Source organism: Nitratifractor salsuginis DSM 16511, assembly GCF_000186245.1.
In the GTDB taxonomy this organism is placed as follows: Bacteria; Campylobacterota; Campylobacteria; order Campylobacterales; family Sulfurovaceae; genus Nitratifractor; species Nitratifractor salsuginis.
This window is the reverse complement of record NC_014935.1, coordinates 1,792,304-1,806,752: the sequence shown is the minus strand read 5'-3', so window position 1 is coordinate 1,806,752 and position 14,449 is coordinate 1,792,304. Positions and strand designations below refer to the sequence as shown.

Sequence of the window (14,449 nt, the reverse complement as noted above, 5' to 3'; positions counted from 1 at the left end):
ATGCGTATCGATTGTTGTGATTTGGCGTGCCCGGAGCCGGTGCTTCGGACCAAAAAGGCTTTGGAGGAGCTGCCGGAGAATTCCATTCTGGAAGTCCTGGTCAACAGTGCCTCTTCGGTGGCCAACGTACGGCGTTTTGCCGAGAATCAGGGCTACGAGTGCCGCAGCGAAGCGCAGGAAGAGGGTAAAACCCTTATGACGATCATCAAAGGGTTCGCCTGTGAAATCGCGGAGGCGGAGGAGCAGGCTCCTTTTCTCGATCGGACCCTCTTCATCAAAGACGACAAAGTCGGCGAAGGGGAGCTGGGATTGATCCTGATGAAGGGCTTTCTCAAAACGACGCTGGAGTTCGAGCGCCTGCCCCGAAACATTGTCTTCGTCAATCGGGGCGTCTTTTTGACCACCGATGAGGCCAAACACGGGGAGATCATCGGGATCCTGCGCCAACTGCAGGAGCGGGGGGTCAGGATCTACAGCTGCGGGCTTTGTATGAACCATTACGGCATCGCCCCGGAAGCCCTCAAAGTCGGGGAGATCGGGAATGCCTACGATACGATGGATATGCTTTTGCATACCGACACGGTAACCCTCTAAAAGGATCGGAAATGAAAGTATTGATTGTCTTCAACCATCAACCCTACGACGGAAGCGATGTAGCCTGGAACGGTTTGCGCCTGGCGAGAAATCTCCACGAGCGGGGTGAAGAGGTACGGATCTTTCTGATGAACGATTCGGTGGATCTGGCTAGAGAGTGCACCCTCAAACCCGAGAGTTACGACCACGATCTGGTGGCGATGCTCAAGGAGCTCTACGCCGACGGTGTGGCGCTGAAAGTCTGCGGCACCTGCCAAGCCCGCTGCGGGATCCACAAGAACGAACCCTACTTCGCCCCCGAGGTCAAAGGGACGATGAACGATCTCTCCGATTGGGTCTTGGATTCGTACCGTGTGCTGAGCTTTTAGCGGAGAAAGCCGATGAATCCCTACCGCCAAATCCCCCAGATCGACAAACTGCTCCAGGATGAGGCTTTTGCCGGCTGCAACACCGTTTTGCTGACCCAGGCGGCCCGTGAAGCGATCGAGGCGCTGCGTTCCGCCATCGGGCGGGGCGAGGTGACGTCGGTGGACCGGGAGGCTCTGATACGGGAGATCCTGGAACGCTACCACGCCTTTCTCACTCCGTCTCTGCAACCCCTCGTTAACGCCACGGGCATCACTGTCCATACCAATCTGGGGCGCAGCCTCATCGATCCGGAGCTCTTCGAAGAGGCCAAATCGGTCGCCTGCAACTACTGCAACCTTGAGTATGACCTGGAGGCGGGACGGCGGGGAGACCGCTACCACCACACCGCCGAGGCATTGCGGCAGCTCTTCGGCTGCGAAGACGCCCTGGTGGTCAACAACAACGCCGCGGCGGTCTATCTGATCCTCAACACCTTCGCTGCGGGCAGAGAGGCGGTGGTCTCCCGGGGGGAGCTGGTGGAGATCGGGGGGAGCTTCCGCATCCCCGAAGTGATGAAGGCCAGTGGCGCGATCCTGCGTGAGGTGGGCACCACCAACAAAACCCACTGCCGCGACTACGAAGAGGCGGTCGGCGAAGAAACGGCCCTGCTGATGAAGGTCCACAAATCCAACTACCGGATCGAGGGCTTCAGCGAAGAGGTCCCCTTCGCCGACATCCGCGCCGTCGCCCGTACTCGTGGCCTGCTGGACTACTACGACCTGGGCAGCGCCTATCTGCCCGATCTCCCCTGGGGGCTCAGCGATTACGAGCCTTCGATCTTCAGAGTCTTGGCCGACGATCCCTCTCTGATCAGCTTTAGCGGTGACAAACTCTTCGGTTCCGTCCAGGCGGGGATCATCCTGGGAAAAAAAGAGCTCATCGCCCGGCTCAAAAAGAATCAGATCCTGCGGATGTTCCGGGTGGACAAACTGACCCTGGCCCTGCTGGAGCGCACGGTCCTGGCCTACCGCAAGGGAGAATACGACAAGATCCCCACCCTGCGGATGCTGCGGGAACCGATCGAAAATCTGCGAGAACGAGCCGAACGCCTCAACGGGATGCTGCCCCCCATAGAGGCAGAAGTCCGGGAGTCGGAAACCTACGTCGGCGGCGGCACCATGCCCGGCAAAAAGATTCCCACCGTCGTCCTGGCCCTGGAGGGAGACGCCGTGGAGCTGGAGCGGCAGTTCAGAGCCCGGCGCATCATCGGCAGGATCGAGCGGGACAGCTTCGTGCTGGATATGCGGACGGTGCGGGAGGAGGAACTTTCTTTGATCGCGGAAGCGGGAAAGGAGATTGGGGGATGATTTTGGATTTTGGATTTTGGATTTTGGATGTCGGTAAGCGTTGCTGGGCAACGCTCTTGTTTAAAATAAAAAGCTTTGCACAGCAAAGCTTACATAAATTCCTCATTCCTCATTCCTCATTCCTCATTCTTTCAGATGGAGTCTCCATATGAAAGAATTAATCGTCGGTACCGCCGGGCACGTCGACCACGGCAAAACCGCTCTCATCGAGGCGATGACGGGCTACAACGGGGATGAGCTGGCCGAGGAGCGGGAGCGGGGGATCACTATCGATCTGAGCTTCTCCAATATGCGTCGGGAGGGGGTCAATGTGGCCTTCATCGATGTGCCGGGGCACGAGAGCCTCATCAAAAATATGGTCAGCGGGGCTTTCGGCTTCGATGCGGCGCTGCTGGTGGTGGCGGCAGACGAGGGGATCATGCCCCAGACGCGGGAGCATTTGGCGGTGCTGGACCTGCTGCGGGTGGGGCGGCTGGTGGTGGGGCTGAGCAAGAGCGACCGGGTCAGCCCGGATCTGCTGCGAGAGCGTGAGGCGGAGGTCCGGGAGTATCTGGCCAAAGCCCATCCCGACCTGGAGATTATCGCGGTTCTTCCCACGTCGATCCACGACCAAGAGAGCATCGAAAGGCTCAAAGAGCTGCTCTTCGCCCTTCCCGCCCGGCAGGCGCCTGACGCCCCATTCTTCCGCTACTACATCGACCGGGTCTTCAGCCCCAGGGGGGTGGGGACGGTCGTGACGGGAACGGTGCTCTCCGGCCGGGTGGCGGTGGGGAGCAAAGTCCTGGTGGCCGAATTGAACAAAGCCGCCACGGTGCGCCGGATCCAGGTACACGGGGAGGACCGGGAGGAGGCCCATACCCACCAGCGGGCGGCCCTGCAGCTGGACATCCCCCATACCAGGCTGCGCAAAGGGTATCTGCTGGCCAGTCGGGGCTATTTCCGAGGCTTCGACCGTATCGATGTCTCGGTGCGTCAACTGGGGGACGACCCTCTGCCCCACGGCAGTGAAATCCTCTTTATCAGCGGGGCCAAGCGGGTAGGGGGCAAGATCCTCTACTACGCCGATGAGCGCTACGCGGCGCTGCATCTGAACGAGAAGGTCTTCACCCGATTCGGCGACCCCTATCTGCTGCTGGCTTCGGGGCGCGTGGCGGCGGGGGGAGAGGTGCTCATCCCCATCAGCGAACCGATACGCAAGAACCGTAAACTCCCGCTGCTGAAGGCGCTGGAGGCGCGGGATTTCCCCACGGCCTTTTCCCTGCTGCTGGCCAACCACCGCCGGGGCTTCGGCCTCATCTCCAGCGCTCAGCGCTTCGCCCTGAATCACGAAGAGGCGCTGGAGATCGCCCGCGGGATCGAGGGAGCCTTCCTCGACGAAGCCGACCTGGTGCTCTACCCCGCCGAAGCTCTGGGTGAAGTGGAGAATGCCGTGCGCCGGATCTACGAAACCAACCCCAGAGCGCTACTGGCTCCCGCTTCGGTAACTTTACGGATCAAATGGGCCAGCGCAGCGCTGGTGGAGCAGGTGATGAAACGGCTCGTGGCGGAGGGATTCCTGAAAGAAGCGCAGGGGGTCTATCTGCGCTCCGGTCTCGATCCGGCGGAACTGCTCGACACTCTTCCGGAGCGCATTTACCGTATATTGGAAGAGGAGGGGATGACCCCGGAGGCGCCCTACGACCTCTATGACCGTCTCGATCTCGACCGCAAAAAGGGAGATGCCGCGCTCAAATCCCTGACCAAAGCCAAAAAGGTGGTTCGCCTGGCCCACAACCTTTTCGTCACCTCCGAGAGCCTGCGCCAAACCCTGGCCCTGATGCGGGAGATCATGGTCAAGCACGGCTTCATCGATATCCGCACCTTCAAAGCGGAAACGGGGATGAGCCGAAAATACTGCATCGCCTATCTGGAATATCTGGATAAAAGCGGTGATGTGGTGCGGGAAGGGGAGAAACGCTTGCTCAAATTTGAATAGGTTTACAATGAGAGTTTAGCGTTGAGTGCTGAGAATATGAGAGTGAATAACCGAGTAATAAAGTACATTACGTAACACGTAGCACTTAGCACGTAACACAATTTTCTAACGACGAAATCTGGCGAGAGGGTGGAGGAATCGAAATAAGAGTAAGATTTGCGGAAAATTGGTGAGTTTTTAGAGATATGTTTTGCAGATGCCCCCATAGATGCCCTTATACTGCGAGCGGTAGGGAGGCTATCCAGCGGTCTATGTCGGACTCTCTCCAGCGCCTGGAGCGGCCCAATTTGACCGGGGGCGGGAACTCGTTCAGCTTGATCATTTCGTAGATCTTCGTTTGCCCGAGTGAAGTTTTCTCGGACACCTGTTTGATGTTCAGCAGCCGGTCAACCCGGCCCATGTATTCCAGACTCATCTATTCCTCCTCCTCTTCTTTTCCGTCCATATAGATACTGACAATATAAACCGCCTTGATCAGCATCCCCTCGATTGTTTCGCGGTCGAGCTCTTTGATTTTGGCCTCAATCTTGGCCCTGGACACATCTGGTTCGTTTGCGAGATCTACAAGATCACGAAGAGAGGTTGTGGCGCTCATTTCTTTGTCTCATTAATATTCTCAACCGGCACACGCTCAATCTCCTCGATGTAGCGTATGCACCTCTCAGCGCTCGATGTCCGCAGCATCAAGCGCGCCTGTTCGTAAAACTCCGCCTTACCGTGCTTTGACCGTTGCCCGGTCGAGATATGTTCCAAAACGAAGCGGTCCGACGGTTCGCGGCCTTTTGGCGGGGTTTCCTCTCTTATGCGGTAGCGGTTGCCGTTTACGGTTAGTTCTTTCATCCGATCTCCTTAATTCGATTCAACACCAGCCAAGCCAAAACCATCGCGTCCGGTACCTGTCCGTTGCCGATGGCTTTGATCCGCCTGGCTCTGTGTTCTCGTCGATGCGTGACTCTCTGGACGGCTCCGACGTCTGCCGGATCGGTCGCCCAGGTCCACGATTCATCGATCTCTTTTCTATTAATGTTTGTCCATCCGATCGGCCAACCCATCAGCCATTCGACCCAATCAGGATTGAGCCGCCCCGGTTTGCTGGACTGTGAGGCCTCCCGTTCAACCGTATAGTCGATCCGGTCGTTCGAGTCGGCCCGGTTGTGTCCGGGGCTCCAGCCCTTGTGAGCGGTAGCTGTGGGGGTTGGATATTTGGCTACCACATATTCATCCAGCCTCAGCCCCCCGGCATGCTCTGTCCGATAGGACTGGTTCGCCGCCGATGCGGTTGGAGTCGGGAATCTGACCGCCGTCGCCAATCCGGCGCCTCTTTTGGTTCCCTCTTTCGGCGCATTGTTGTTTCCGAATATCGTCGGAGTGGGCCAGTATCCAGATCCTCTTTCTACGATGCGGGGCTCCGGCATCGTCAGCTCCCACAACTCCCCACGTCGCGTCATACCCCATTTGGGCAAGGTCCGCAAGGACGCGATCGAGGCCTCTTGAAACAAGCATTGGGCTGTTTTCCACGAAGACGTATCGTGGTCGAACCTCGCCGACAATTCGCGCCATCTCCGACCAGAGCCCGCTGCGCGTTCCGTCCAGTCCGCAGACCCCGCAATCGAGATGTCCTGGCATGGAAATCCGCCGGTGATGACATCGACGACGCCCTTCCACGGCTTCCCGTCGAAGCTCCGTACGTCGTCCCAGATCGGAAAGGATTCGAGGTCTCCGGTGCGCTGTCGCTGGAGCAGGACCTCCCGCGCATACTCTTCAATCTCGACGGCGCATACGGTGTGCCATCCAAGGAGTCTGCTACCGAGGAGACCGCCTCCGGCCCCCGCAAAAAGTGCCAGCTCATTCATTCAACCTCCATTCCGATTCCTTCCCGCTTCCCAGGATCTCCTGTGCTTTAAGTACATGGTGTTTTATGGCAGCTGGATCGTCCTCGCGCTGGGCCATTGCTAGCCTGGCCTGGGCGCGGGCGAGCAACACTTTGGCTTCTTCGATCTTCTGCTTCATTTTTGTTTCGCCCCATAAATTTTCAGGATATCGAGCAATGATTTTTCGGTGGTCTCCAATATCGAGATAGCTGGATGCGGGACGACCTTCCCAGACATGTCTCTCACAACATGCCCCTCTTTTTCTATCCGTTCTTTGCAGTTGTCGGCTGTAAACAATTTCCGAGCGACTATCTCTACAATAGCTTCCGGTGTGGTCCTGTTACATGCATTTCGCGCTTTTTGTATCCATTTCTGTGTCATAGCTCGCCTCCTTGAGTGATGTTGGGGAGATCACGCCGGCTTCGATTTTTTTGAATCGGGTGGTATTTGAAAGGCCGCGCAGCTCCGGGATCTCCCCTCTCCCTTTGCCTGCTGGCACCTCTTTGAAAATGCTGTCGGCAATTTTTATAAAAAAATCAGCGAAATTCTTATCATCGCTGATTTCAAGATTTTCGAGTCTTGGATTTTCGTTCAGATTCATCGATGTTCTCACAACGATGTTCCATTCATCGTTTTTGACAACCAGAAATTTTGCGTGTGTAGTGATCTCCCTGAAACACTCTTCTCCAAAAAGCTCAATCATCCGTGCGAAATATTTTGGCTGCCTGGTTCGGAACGAGCGATCTACGATCATCTTCAGCGACCTGATGTTTTTGTCTTCCATCATCGCGGCCGTTTTGTCGAGATGTGCGGCCGCAGCCGTCCATGTAGACATGATCACATCAGCCGGACCAGTCTGCCGCAGAATGGCGATAAGAGCATCGATCAGTGAGAATTGACCGTATGTGAGGATGAACACATCTTGACCGTGTTCTATTTCCCCGATCGCCACGCTCGCGGACGCCGTGCGCTCCATCCTGATCTCGCGTTTTGATTTCTTTCTATGTGTTTTTGGCTTCATCCCCAATCCTTCATATTATCGCCCCCGCCTCGATCACGGAAATCGGGCGGCTCATCTTTGTGTCCCCGCGTGTGAGGAAATATGGGTCGATGAGGCGGCCTTTTTCGGTGGCGGTGGTTTCCCCGGCTCTTTTCGCCCTGATCTCCCTCAACTCTGTTTTCAGAGCCTCGATCTGCCGGTCGATGGCCTTGTCGAACACTGCCCTCTCCGCCGCAACCGGGAGAGCAGTAGCGCGTGTCTTTGCACTTGGTCAGGAAGTCTTTGCCGCAATTGCGGCATTTCCCCGTCATCTCCCACCTCCTACCCGCGGCTGCGGATGACAGCTCCACTTCACGCGCGTTGCCCGCTGGCCGCTCTCCTTGGCGGCTTTGATGGCAAGCATTGCGCGTCGGAGCAGGTAGTTTTTGTCGGTGTCCGTTACGTTCCGATGGAGCAGCTTGAGGGCTGCTTTGAATTCGGCTGTGTAGTCGATGTAGTCGATCATGCGGTCTCCTTTGGTAGCATTTTCTCGGTAGCCAATCTGTACATATCCCTTGATACCTCGAACCCATACCCGTTCCGGTTGAGCTCGAAACAGGCGCGCAGAGTAGATCCACTCCCTGCGACCGGATCTATCACCGTATCCCCCTCGTCGGTGAAGAGTTGGACAAGATGAGCCAAAAGGTTCACCGGCTTTTGTGTGGGGTGGATCTTCGGGATCTCTTTTCCGTCACGCCTCCACTCCATCCAGTTGTAGATCATCCTGCCCCGGTTGTTGAATTTCGGGAGCTTGTCGCGGTAGAGGATGACGGCGTGCTCTGTCGCGCCGACTATGCGCATATTCGCTTTCAGCACCTGGGCGGAGTAGTTTTTGATGAAAAACAGGGGGATGGAGTTTTTGAAACCGTGCTTTTTCGCATATTCCACGATTGACGGGATCTGCTCAAAGGCACAAAAGACGATCATGCACGGAGCCTTCCCCGCCTCTTTGGGCTCTTTGATCAGGAGCTTGCTGCAAAAGTGGAAAAACTCTGCAATGTTGAAGTTGTAGTCGGAGTTGAAAAACGCTTTCCCGGCCTTCTTGCTCTCCCCGTTTTTCCGGTCGCCGTCCTTGTACCACATCGGATTGGATGCGTAGGCGTTGTTCCCCAGATTGTAGGGGATGTCGGCGATGACGAGTTGTGCTCTGGGGATGTTGTAGCGTTTGAAATTCTGGAAATTGTCATTGAAGAGCCTAATCTTGATCTTTTTGTTGGAAAACAGATGGGCCTGTGGCGACAAAAGTGTGCTCATAGGCTCCTCCTCAAAAGGGTATTTCATCTTCATCAATGTCGATCTCTGGGACACTGGGCTGGGCGGGCTGACGTGGTGCCGATGCGGGGGCGTTCTGGTTGGTCTGGGGTTGTCCGCTGTTCTCACCGGGGCGATCCAGCATCTGCAGGTTGTCCACGGTGACCGAGTGGCGGCTCCGTTTGGTGCCGTCCTGGGCGGTCCACTGCTCCAGCACCAGGCGTCCCTCCACGAGGACCTTGCTCCCCTTGCGCAGATACTGATTGGCAATCTCGGCACTCCTGCCGAAGAAAGTCAGGTCGATGAACATGACCTCTTCTTTTTGTTGACCGCTCTGGTCTTTCCATTTTCGGTTGGTGGCGATGCCGACTTTGCCGATAGCACTCCCGCTGGGGGTGTAGCGGATCTCGACGTCACGGGTGAGGTTTCCCACCAATATCACGCGGTTATACATCCTCATACCTCTTTCTCAATTTGCGTTCATATTTTTTAGCTCTCTTTGAAACGGTCTCCACAAATTCCTTCGGACCCGTTCCGATCGCAATTGCCGTTCTTACAATTCCGTGGGCGCATCCCTTTGCAACGGTTTCCGTGTCGACCTTCTTCAGCAGAGCCCACGTATTTTCCGCCCCCATTTCCGGGATATAGACAGATACCAAAATAGCCCCGCGCTCTAATCTTTTTAGGAGGTCAACAAGATTGGCAACTTTGGCAATCAGGGCGTCGCAATCTTCTAAGAACTCGTCCTCATCACAACACTTGTCCTCCTGCTCGGTCGGTCCCCTCAGCTCGTCGGCCACCAGCTTGGCGTAGCCCGCGATATCGTCCCAGCTGTCGATGTAGTCGGGGTCGCCGTTGATGATTCGGCCGATCTTGTGGGCGATCATCTCCAGGGCTTCTTTTTGCGACGGGGAGAGTTCGCGCCAGCCGGGGTAGAATTTCATCGTGTCCTTGAGCGATTGGGTGACGGCGGCGTGCTTGTCAAAAGCCCCGTAGCGTTTGCCTCGTTCGGTCAGTATCTCGTCTATGTGGCTCATGCCGCCCCCTTCTCTTTGGCTACTCTAACCCCCCACGACGGGGCGCCGACCTTCACGAACTCCGGTGGCGGAGTGATACCCTCCAGTTTCGCCCACCTGCTCCATTCAATGGACTTTCTTGGCTTGATGGGGTAGACCGTCACGGGCCCGGCCTTCACGGATTTTCCGTCCGCTTTGGCGATCAGCTCCGCCTTGATGCGAGCCTGCTCCTCCTTGATCCGCTCGATCTCCTCTGCGAGCTGTGCATAGCGTGCTGCGAGCTCTACCGCGCCCGGGTCGTCGAGCTCCGTTACCCTGGGCTCTGCGGGCTCAACGTCGGCATATTTGGCAATATTTGCCAGGATGCGCTCTGCAATCTCATCGTCTCTCTCGATCTCTCCGCTGACCTCCACGGTGTCGGTATCGCGGCGATATGCGACCAGGCGGCTCTTTCGGATGCCGGAGACCATCATCTGGAACTGGAGCTGTGGGAGGTATTGATCCACAAGCTCATCAAGCGGCTTGTCTGATACCTTGATCTCGATATTCGTCTCATCGAACGGATCGGCCACGCCGTCGAGCGATGCCCCTAATCGGTATGTCTTTCCATTCAGCTCAAAATCCTGCTGAAAACAGGCGGGGACGATCACGTCGTCCAGCCTCTCCTCTGCGAGCTCTCTTGCGCGGTCCTCGTATTTGTGCCCGTCCCGCATCGCCTTGGAGTAGAATGGCGGGGGGAGAAGCCCCATCTTGACCGCTTTCAGCTCTGCTTTGTCGTGCGGATAGAACTGCGAGCAGTCCAACAGGGCCGCCGCTTCGGACGCGGTGAAGCTGCACGACTTGCGCCAATCAATCCATTCTGGAGTGTTCTGTTTTATGTTTAGTCTCATGCTGCCACCTTTTTCTTTTTCTGGATCATCTTCATAGCCTGCCCGTATCTGCTGGCAGGCAACTCCGACAGGTCCCCTATGCCAAAAAACTGGAGGAATTTATTTCTATCCACTCCGGCCGCGCCGATCTCGTGGTCAAGCGTTGCGGCCTGGTCATCGGTGATGGTCGGCTCTTGCTGGTCCCCCTGTGCATCGTTGTCTTCATCCGACGTGATCCCGAAGATTGTACTGGTCTGGTAGCGCTCCAGGTAGGTGAAACCGCTCCCAGCGCTCTGGTAATCGTTCATTCCCTTCATCGAAGCAAAGGGGAGGGAGCCGTGATACTCGATCCATTGCCCGCTCTCGTGCATGAGCAGAGACCGAAGCTCAATGGTGTTCGTTTCGCGATTGAAACTCTTAGAGTGGGTAAGCGAGAGCCCGTGCTTGGTCATCTTTGGGCGCACTTCGTCATAGACCTTATCAAGCGGCGCATACTTGTAGCCGTAGCCATCCGCGTTTTTGAACACGTCTTTGAGCTCTTTCTGACAGGCGTTGAGCGCCTTGGCAATCTCGTTGATCTGTTCGCTCCATTTCATGCCGCGCTCCTTCCGATTCTCTCGATGGCGTCCAGCACACCGTTGATGATCCGGTCGGTCTTCCTCTTTGCTCTCGTGAGCCATTCGACCTCTTCATCGAGGGCCTTCATCACCTCTTTGAACTCGTTGTGCTTGAGCAGCCCCCGGGCCCGCCGCTGAATCAGCTCTTGGCGAACGTCATCGGCGTAGTCGAGCGGGTTGATCCTCTTCAGCTTCTCTTCTGTGCAAGCTTCGCCGTCTGCGATGACCTCGTAGTTATCGGGTACCCACAGATCAAGCACGCCCTGGTCAATCAGCTCGTCGGTCAAGTATGTGATGGTCTCTTTGTTTTTCATGTCGTCCTCCTCTTGGACAGCTCAGCAGTAGCGGCGACCCGTCCGGTGAGGAGGATCGAAGCAGCCGCCGCTGCTGAACGCTTCGTGAGGCCCTGCTATAATTGCAAGGCACCTGTTTGGTGTGTTCCAGCCCCGCCGGGTGGCAGCCCATTGGCGGGGCTCTTCTGAAAACTTCGTGAAGTCCTCAAAAGATCAAGCCCTCGAACGATCCCCCGTGTCGCGATCATTTAGCCGCTTCATCGTCTGCGTAAAATCCAACATTCGAAAGGAGTGCCTATGGAAGACAGAGGTGCCGCATTTGAGCCGCCTGGCTCACGGGCTATCGTAGGGGATCGTGCGAGAGCTCTTTGATGTGGGGCGGGTCGGTCTTATCCGGCACACTTTGCGCCGGCTGCCGTTGTCTACCGCCCCACGTCAAAAAGCTCTTCATTTTTTTGAACGAAGCACATGGCTAAATCATGTGCTGCCGCGTTTGCGCTGGGATTTCATCATTTCGGCGCGTATGAGGGCGTGGTCGATGCCGTTCGCGTCCGGAGGCGAGTTGCGTCCAAGTATGATGGCCCTATTGAGCTTGGATTTGGCGGCCCGCATGTACTTTTCGATGATCGCCGAATGTTCACTGGGAAGCGCGATACGAAAATCTCCATTGGTGCGAAGCAGATATTTGCCTTTTCTCAGGAGGATGCTTCGGATAAACTCGATCCGGCTGAGTTCTGCGAGTTCGATCTGCTCAAAGTCCCGGCGCGATCCGCTTTCCGGATACTCTATCCCGATCATGCGTCGGAGATCGTCGCCGTTGATGTAGGTGCCGTAGTCCGTCCACCCCATCTGTTCCATATGCTCGACGATCTTTCTGAGCATGTTGTTGGATACCTTATTCATCGTGCGCTTCCATTTTGGCGCGTCCGTAGCTGGGGCGGAAGTCTCCGAAGCCTCCGTATTTGGCGCTATATTCGAGCAGTCCTATGAGCGTGCGCCGGTCGATGATCTCGTCATCGAACTCCAGGGAGAAGTCGAAGCTCCATTTGTGGAAGATCGGTGCGGCTTTCGATACCCGCACCTGTCCTTGGGGAAGGATGAGCTGAGTGTGGAATCGGCTGTTGCCCACCACATCCTCGATCTTCTTGACCTTGTCCATCCCGTCATAGTTGAGTTTGAGTTTAGGTTCGACGGCAAACACTCCAGCGCGAATCTCGGCTTTGGCGATCTTCGCTTTTTTGAACGACGTTTTCGCCAGCGCTGCCAGTATCCAAGTGGAGGGGACATAGACGCCGAGGTCATCATCCCAGTAGAGCTTCGTTTCGATTTCGAGTTTTCTCAGCTCCAGCAGGTCGTCATCCGTCTTTTTGCGCTTTGCAGTGATCTGCTTCATCGCCCGGCTGTATCGGTTGAACGGGTCAACCGCCTGGGGATTATTGAGAAGAAGAGGAGCGATTCCGGTGATCGTGGCTTCAAGATTTTGGATAGCCATTTTTGATCCTTTTTTGTTTGATGTAGTCGTCAAAGCGATCCATCCAAACCACCTCGATGGGCTGGTGCGTTGCTTCTAAATGCCTTGCTTTGCGATGCTTTGTCCCGCGATACTGATCTTTGCATTGCCCTGCGTCGGAGTCCCAAAGAACTCCATCCGCTCCACCTCGATGGAGCGGTGCAATTCTTTTAGCTGCCATGCCATGCTGTGCATTGCAGTGCTCTGCCGTGCCGTGCTGTGCACTGTGGTCGAAACCACCCCTATACGACTAATAGACGCATAGGGGTAGTGTCAAGCTCTTCTCCCTCTTTGCCTCGCTCGGGAGTTTCATAACCGGTTGCCTGGCACCGGCTGGGTTGTCAATGAGCTCAGAACTGATGTTCTGATAGTGTTATTCTACAAAACGGAGAATTACATAAAGCTTAAATATTCTACGATTTGAAGAATTTCCCGAAAAATCCCGCTACACTTACATTAAAGGAGCTGCTGCCGCTTATCGCGTATATGTAGCTTTTGGTAGTCGTTGAAATGGAGTTGAGAAGAATCTTTATTAAATAAGTATCCTATGATTGCTGTGTGATGTGCTAGGGCTGGGCGAGAAGAGGAGCGGGGAGGCAAGATGGGGAGAAATCCATGAAGCGGACATTTATGAAGTTATCGAATCGCCCGAATCTGAAGCTCCCGATTAATGATAAACAAATAGATCCCATACCTGCGGGCCAGCTTTTTGATCCTCCCAATATAGCGATTGTCCGCGCGCGTCTCCTGGATCAGCACGATCCCGGGCCGCTTCCCTGTCATCATCGCGTAATAGAGGGCCTGTCCGACGGACTCAAAGGCTTTATGGCCGAAGTCCACCTCAAAAGAGTATGTAGAGGTTTGGCAATCAACGCGGGTGCCGTCGCTTAGGCGATATTCCATTTGCCCGTGAACCTTGTCACAAAAAGCTTTCTGGTAATACTTTTCCAGGTGGGTATGCCGGGCGAAGAGCAGGGCCGGCAGAAGCAGGAGGAGAAGCCTCATCCCTTCTTTTTCTTCTTTTTGGGAGTCTCTTTTTTGCAAGGGCGGTGGCAGAGCTTTTCACAGGGGATGCCGTCGCGGTCTCGGTCGAGAGACTGGTATCCATCGGCGAGGTATTCGCAGGCCTCTGCACAGCTCTTCATCTGCTTGCAGGATACGCGGGCGTTGGAAGCGGTCAAGAGCAATGCAAAAATTATCAGGTATCTCATCATTCAGTCCTTGATATAGAGGTTTCTACCATCCCATCATTAACCAAGATCGTTAAAATAATATCTCCAATTTTTAAAGAAGATGTCCCCGCCTTCTTGGCTTTGAGAATGGCATTTTTGATTTTTGAAGATATTTGATCTCTAACCATCCAATTGCATTTTTTCTTGTGCTGTATCGCTAGAATGAACATTGTCACCTGATTGGCAACTCTATCTGCTGGCACCATATCAAACACACGATAATGATCTATTGTAATGGTTCCAGGCTCCATATTGCTACCAAGGTAAATATGGTATCTCGCCCACCTATCAAGCTGGATATCTATGGCCCTTCCTTGTGATCTCAACAACTTAGAATGTTCACTAAATCCGCACTTGTGAAATGTTCTAATTACAGACGAAACCAGCCCATCAGCAGACTTGTAAAGTGGGGTTCCTATTGTGATGGCAGTTAGCAATGCAAACGACAAGACGTATTTCTTCATTTC

26 protein-coding genes and 1 pseudogene are annotated in these 14,449 nt (G+C 55.2%); 5 read left to right on the top strand and 22 right to left on the bottom strand.

What is annotated here, in order from left to right:
* Genes yedF through selB form a run of 5 tightly spaced genes read left to right on the top strand, consistent with a single transcriptional unit; the run spans position 1 to position 4,284 of the window.
* The gene (gene yedF / locus NITSA_RS09235; RefSeq protein WP_013554760.1) at positions 1 to 594 is read left to right on the top strand and encodes a sulfurtransferase-like selenium metabolism protein YedF; all 594 of its coding nucleotides are present in this window, start codon (positions 1 to 3) and stop codon (positions 592 to 594) included.
* 11 nt (positions 595 to 605) lie between these two features.
* Positions 606 to 962 (top strand): DsrE/DsrF/TusD sulfur relay family protein, encoded by a 357-nt coding sequence (locus NITSA_RS09230; RefSeq protein ID WP_013554759.1) that lies wholly within the window; start codon positions 606 to 608, stop codon positions 960 to 962.
* A gap of 12 nt (positions 963 to 974) precedes the next feature.
* Positions 975 to 2,309, top strand: a complete 1,335-nt coding sequence (selA, locus tag NITSA_RS09225) for an L-seryl-tRNA(Sec) selenium transferase (RefSeq protein ID WP_013554758.1) — start codon at positions 975 to 977, stop codon at positions 2,307 to 2,309.
* The gene (locus NITSA_RS11455; protein ID WP_169308541.1) at positions 2,306 to 2,461 is read left to right on the top strand and encodes a hypothetical protein; all 156 of its coding nucleotides are present in this window, start codon (positions 2,306 to 2,308) and stop codon (positions 2,459 to 2,461) included. The genes selA and NITSA_RS11455 overlap by 4 nt, the downstream gene beginning before the upstream one ends.
* Complete coding sequence (gene selB / locus NITSA_RS09220; protein WP_013554757.1) at positions 2,458 to 4,284, top strand: selenocysteine-specific translation elongation factor; 1,827 nt, start codon at positions 2,458 to 2,460, stop codon at positions 4,282 to 4,284. Before NITSA_RS11455 ends, selB begins: the two co-directional genes overlap by 4 nt.
* A gap of 214 nt (positions 4,285 to 4,498) precedes the next feature.
* Here selB and NITSA_RS09215 read toward each other — a convergent pair whose 3' ends face one another.
* The 22 genes and pseudogenes from NITSA_RS09215 to NITSA_RS09120 all read right to left on the bottom strand — a co-directional run bounded on the left by NITSA_RS09215 (position 4,499) and on the right by NITSA_RS09120 (position 14,446).
* Entirely contained in the window at positions 4,499 to 4,699 is a 201-nt protein-coding gene (locus tag NITSA_RS09215) for a helix-turn-helix transcriptional regulator (RefSeq protein WP_013554756.1), read from the bottom strand.
* Positions 4,700 to 4,825 carry a hypothetical protein gene (locus tag NITSA_RS11730; RefSeq protein WP_281031598.1) on the bottom strand — a complete coding sequence of 42 codons (126 nt, stop codon included), beginning with the start codon at positions 4,823 to 4,825 and terminating at the stop codon, positions 4,700 to 4,702.
* A 50-nt stretch (positions 4,826 to 4,875) separates the two neighbouring features.
* Entirely contained in the window at positions 4,876 to 5,124 is a 249-nt protein-coding gene (locus tag NITSA_RS09205) for a hypothetical protein (RefSeq protein WP_013554754.1), read from the bottom strand.
* Complete coding sequence (locus NITSA_RS11805; RefSeq protein WP_042203945.1) at positions 5,121 to 5,498, bottom strand: hypothetical protein; 378 nt, start codon at positions 5,496 to 5,498, stop codon at positions 5,121 to 5,123. The genes NITSA_RS09205 and NITSA_RS11805 overlap by 4 nt, the downstream gene beginning before the upstream one ends.
* Positions 5,499 to 5,502: 4 nt before the next feature.
* Positions 5,503 to 6,137, bottom strand: a pseudogene (locus NITSA_RS11800) (DNA cytosine methyltransferase).
* Positions 6,130 to 6,294, bottom strand: a complete 165-nt coding sequence (locus NITSA_RS11450) for a hypothetical protein (protein ID WP_013554752.1) — start codon at positions 6,292 to 6,294, stop codon at positions 6,130 to 6,132. The pseudogene NITSA_RS11800 and the gene NITSA_RS11450 overlap by 8 nt, the downstream one beginning before the upstream one ends.
* The gene (locus NITSA_RS09190; protein ID WP_013554751.1) at positions 6,291 to 6,536 is read right to left on the bottom strand and encodes a hypothetical protein; all 246 of its coding nucleotides are present in this window, start codon (positions 6,534 to 6,536) and stop codon (positions 6,291 to 6,293) included. The genes NITSA_RS11450 and NITSA_RS09190 overlap by 4 nt, the downstream gene beginning before the upstream one ends.
* Positions 6,496 to 7,176 (bottom strand): hypothetical protein, encoded by a 681-nt coding sequence (locus NITSA_RS09185; RefSeq protein ID WP_042203944.1) that lies wholly within the window; start codon positions 7,174 to 7,176, stop codon positions 6,496 to 6,498. Before NITSA_RS09185 ends, NITSA_RS09190 begins: the two co-directional genes overlap by 41 nt.
* 10 nt (positions 7,177 to 7,186) lie before the next feature.
* A complete protein-coding gene (locus NITSA_RS09180; protein WP_013554749.1) occupies positions 7,187 to 7,375 on the bottom strand; it encodes a hypothetical protein in 189 nt (62 codons plus the stop codon).
* Positions 7,376 to 7,462: 87 nt separating this feature from the next.
* A complete protein-coding gene (locus NITSA_RS09175) occupies positions 7,463 to 7,660 on the bottom strand; it encodes a hypothetical protein (RefSeq protein WP_013554748.1) in 198 nt (65 codons plus the stop codon).
* On the bottom strand, positions 7,657 to 8,448 hold the full coding sequence (locus NITSA_RS09170) for a DNA-methyltransferase (protein ID WP_013554747.1): 792 nt from the start codon (positions 8,446 to 8,448) through the stop codon (positions 7,657 to 7,659). Before NITSA_RS09170 ends, NITSA_RS09175 begins: the two co-directional genes overlap by 4 nt.
* Positions 8,449 to 8,458: 10 nt before the next feature.
* The gene (gene ssb, locus NITSA_RS09165; protein WP_013554746.1) at positions 8,459 to 8,899 is read right to left on the bottom strand and encodes a single-stranded DNA-binding protein; all 441 of its coding nucleotides are present in this window, start codon (positions 8,897 to 8,899) and stop codon (positions 8,459 to 8,461) included.
* On the bottom strand, positions 8,892 to 9,482 hold the full coding sequence (locus NITSA_RS11490; protein ID WP_013554745.1) for a hypothetical protein: 591 nt from the start codon (positions 9,480 to 9,482) through the stop codon (positions 8,892 to 8,894). Before NITSA_RS11490 ends, ssb begins: the two co-directional genes overlap by 8 nt.
* Positions 9,479 to 10,351 carry a YqaJ viral recombinase family protein gene (locus tag NITSA_RS09155; RefSeq protein WP_013554744.1) on the bottom strand — a complete coding sequence of 291 codons (873 nt, stop codon included), beginning with the start codon at positions 10,349 to 10,351 and terminating at the stop codon, positions 9,479 to 9,481. The genes NITSA_RS11490 and NITSA_RS09155 overlap by 4 nt, the downstream gene beginning before the upstream one ends.
* Complete coding sequence (locus NITSA_RS09150; RefSeq protein ID WP_013554743.1) at positions 10,348 to 10,926, bottom strand: ERF family protein; 579 nt, start codon at positions 10,924 to 10,926, stop codon at positions 10,348 to 10,350. The genes NITSA_RS09155 and NITSA_RS09150 overlap by 4 nt, the downstream gene beginning before the upstream one ends.
* The gene (locus tag NITSA_RS09145; RefSeq protein WP_013554742.1) at positions 10,923 to 11,261 is read right to left on the bottom strand and encodes a hypothetical protein; all 339 of its coding nucleotides are present in this window, start codon (positions 11,259 to 11,261) and stop codon (positions 10,923 to 10,925) included. Before NITSA_RS09145 ends, NITSA_RS09150 begins: the two co-directional genes overlap by 4 nt.
* Before the next feature lie 456 nt (positions 11,262 to 11,717).
* Positions 11,718 to 12,143 (bottom strand): hypothetical protein, encoded by a 426-nt coding sequence (locus tag NITSA_RS09140; protein ID WP_013554741.1) that lies wholly within the window; start codon positions 12,141 to 12,143, stop codon positions 11,718 to 11,720.
* Entirely contained in the window at positions 12,136 to 12,732 is a 597-nt protein-coding gene (locus NITSA_RS09135; protein ID WP_013554740.1) for a hypothetical protein, read from the bottom strand. The genes NITSA_RS09140 and NITSA_RS09135 overlap by 8 nt, the downstream gene beginning before the upstream one ends.
* Complete coding sequence (locus NITSA_RS11335; protein WP_148224974.1) at positions 12,713 to 12,931, bottom strand: hypothetical protein; 219 nt, start codon at positions 12,929 to 12,931, stop codon at positions 12,713 to 12,715. Before NITSA_RS11335 ends, NITSA_RS09135 begins: the two co-directional genes overlap by 20 nt.
* A gap of 455 nt (positions 12,932 to 13,386) precedes the next feature.
* Positions 13,387 to 13,755, bottom strand: coding sequence for a hypothetical protein (locus NITSA_RS09130; RefSeq protein WP_013554738.1), 369 nt, complete (start codon positions 13,753 to 13,755; stop codon positions 13,387 to 13,389).
* A complete protein-coding gene (locus tag NITSA_RS09125) occupies positions 13,752 to 13,961 on the bottom strand; it encodes an excalibur calcium-binding domain-containing protein (protein WP_013554737.1) in 210 nt (69 codons plus the stop codon). Before NITSA_RS09125 ends, NITSA_RS09130 begins: the two co-directional genes overlap by 4 nt.
* Entirely contained in the window at positions 13,961 to 14,446 is a 486-nt protein-coding gene (locus NITSA_RS09120; RefSeq protein ID WP_013554736.1) for a hypothetical protein, read from the bottom strand. The genes NITSA_RS09125 and NITSA_RS09120 overlap by 1 nt, the downstream gene beginning before the upstream one ends.
* Positions 14,447 to 14,449 lie beyond the last annotated feature (3 nt).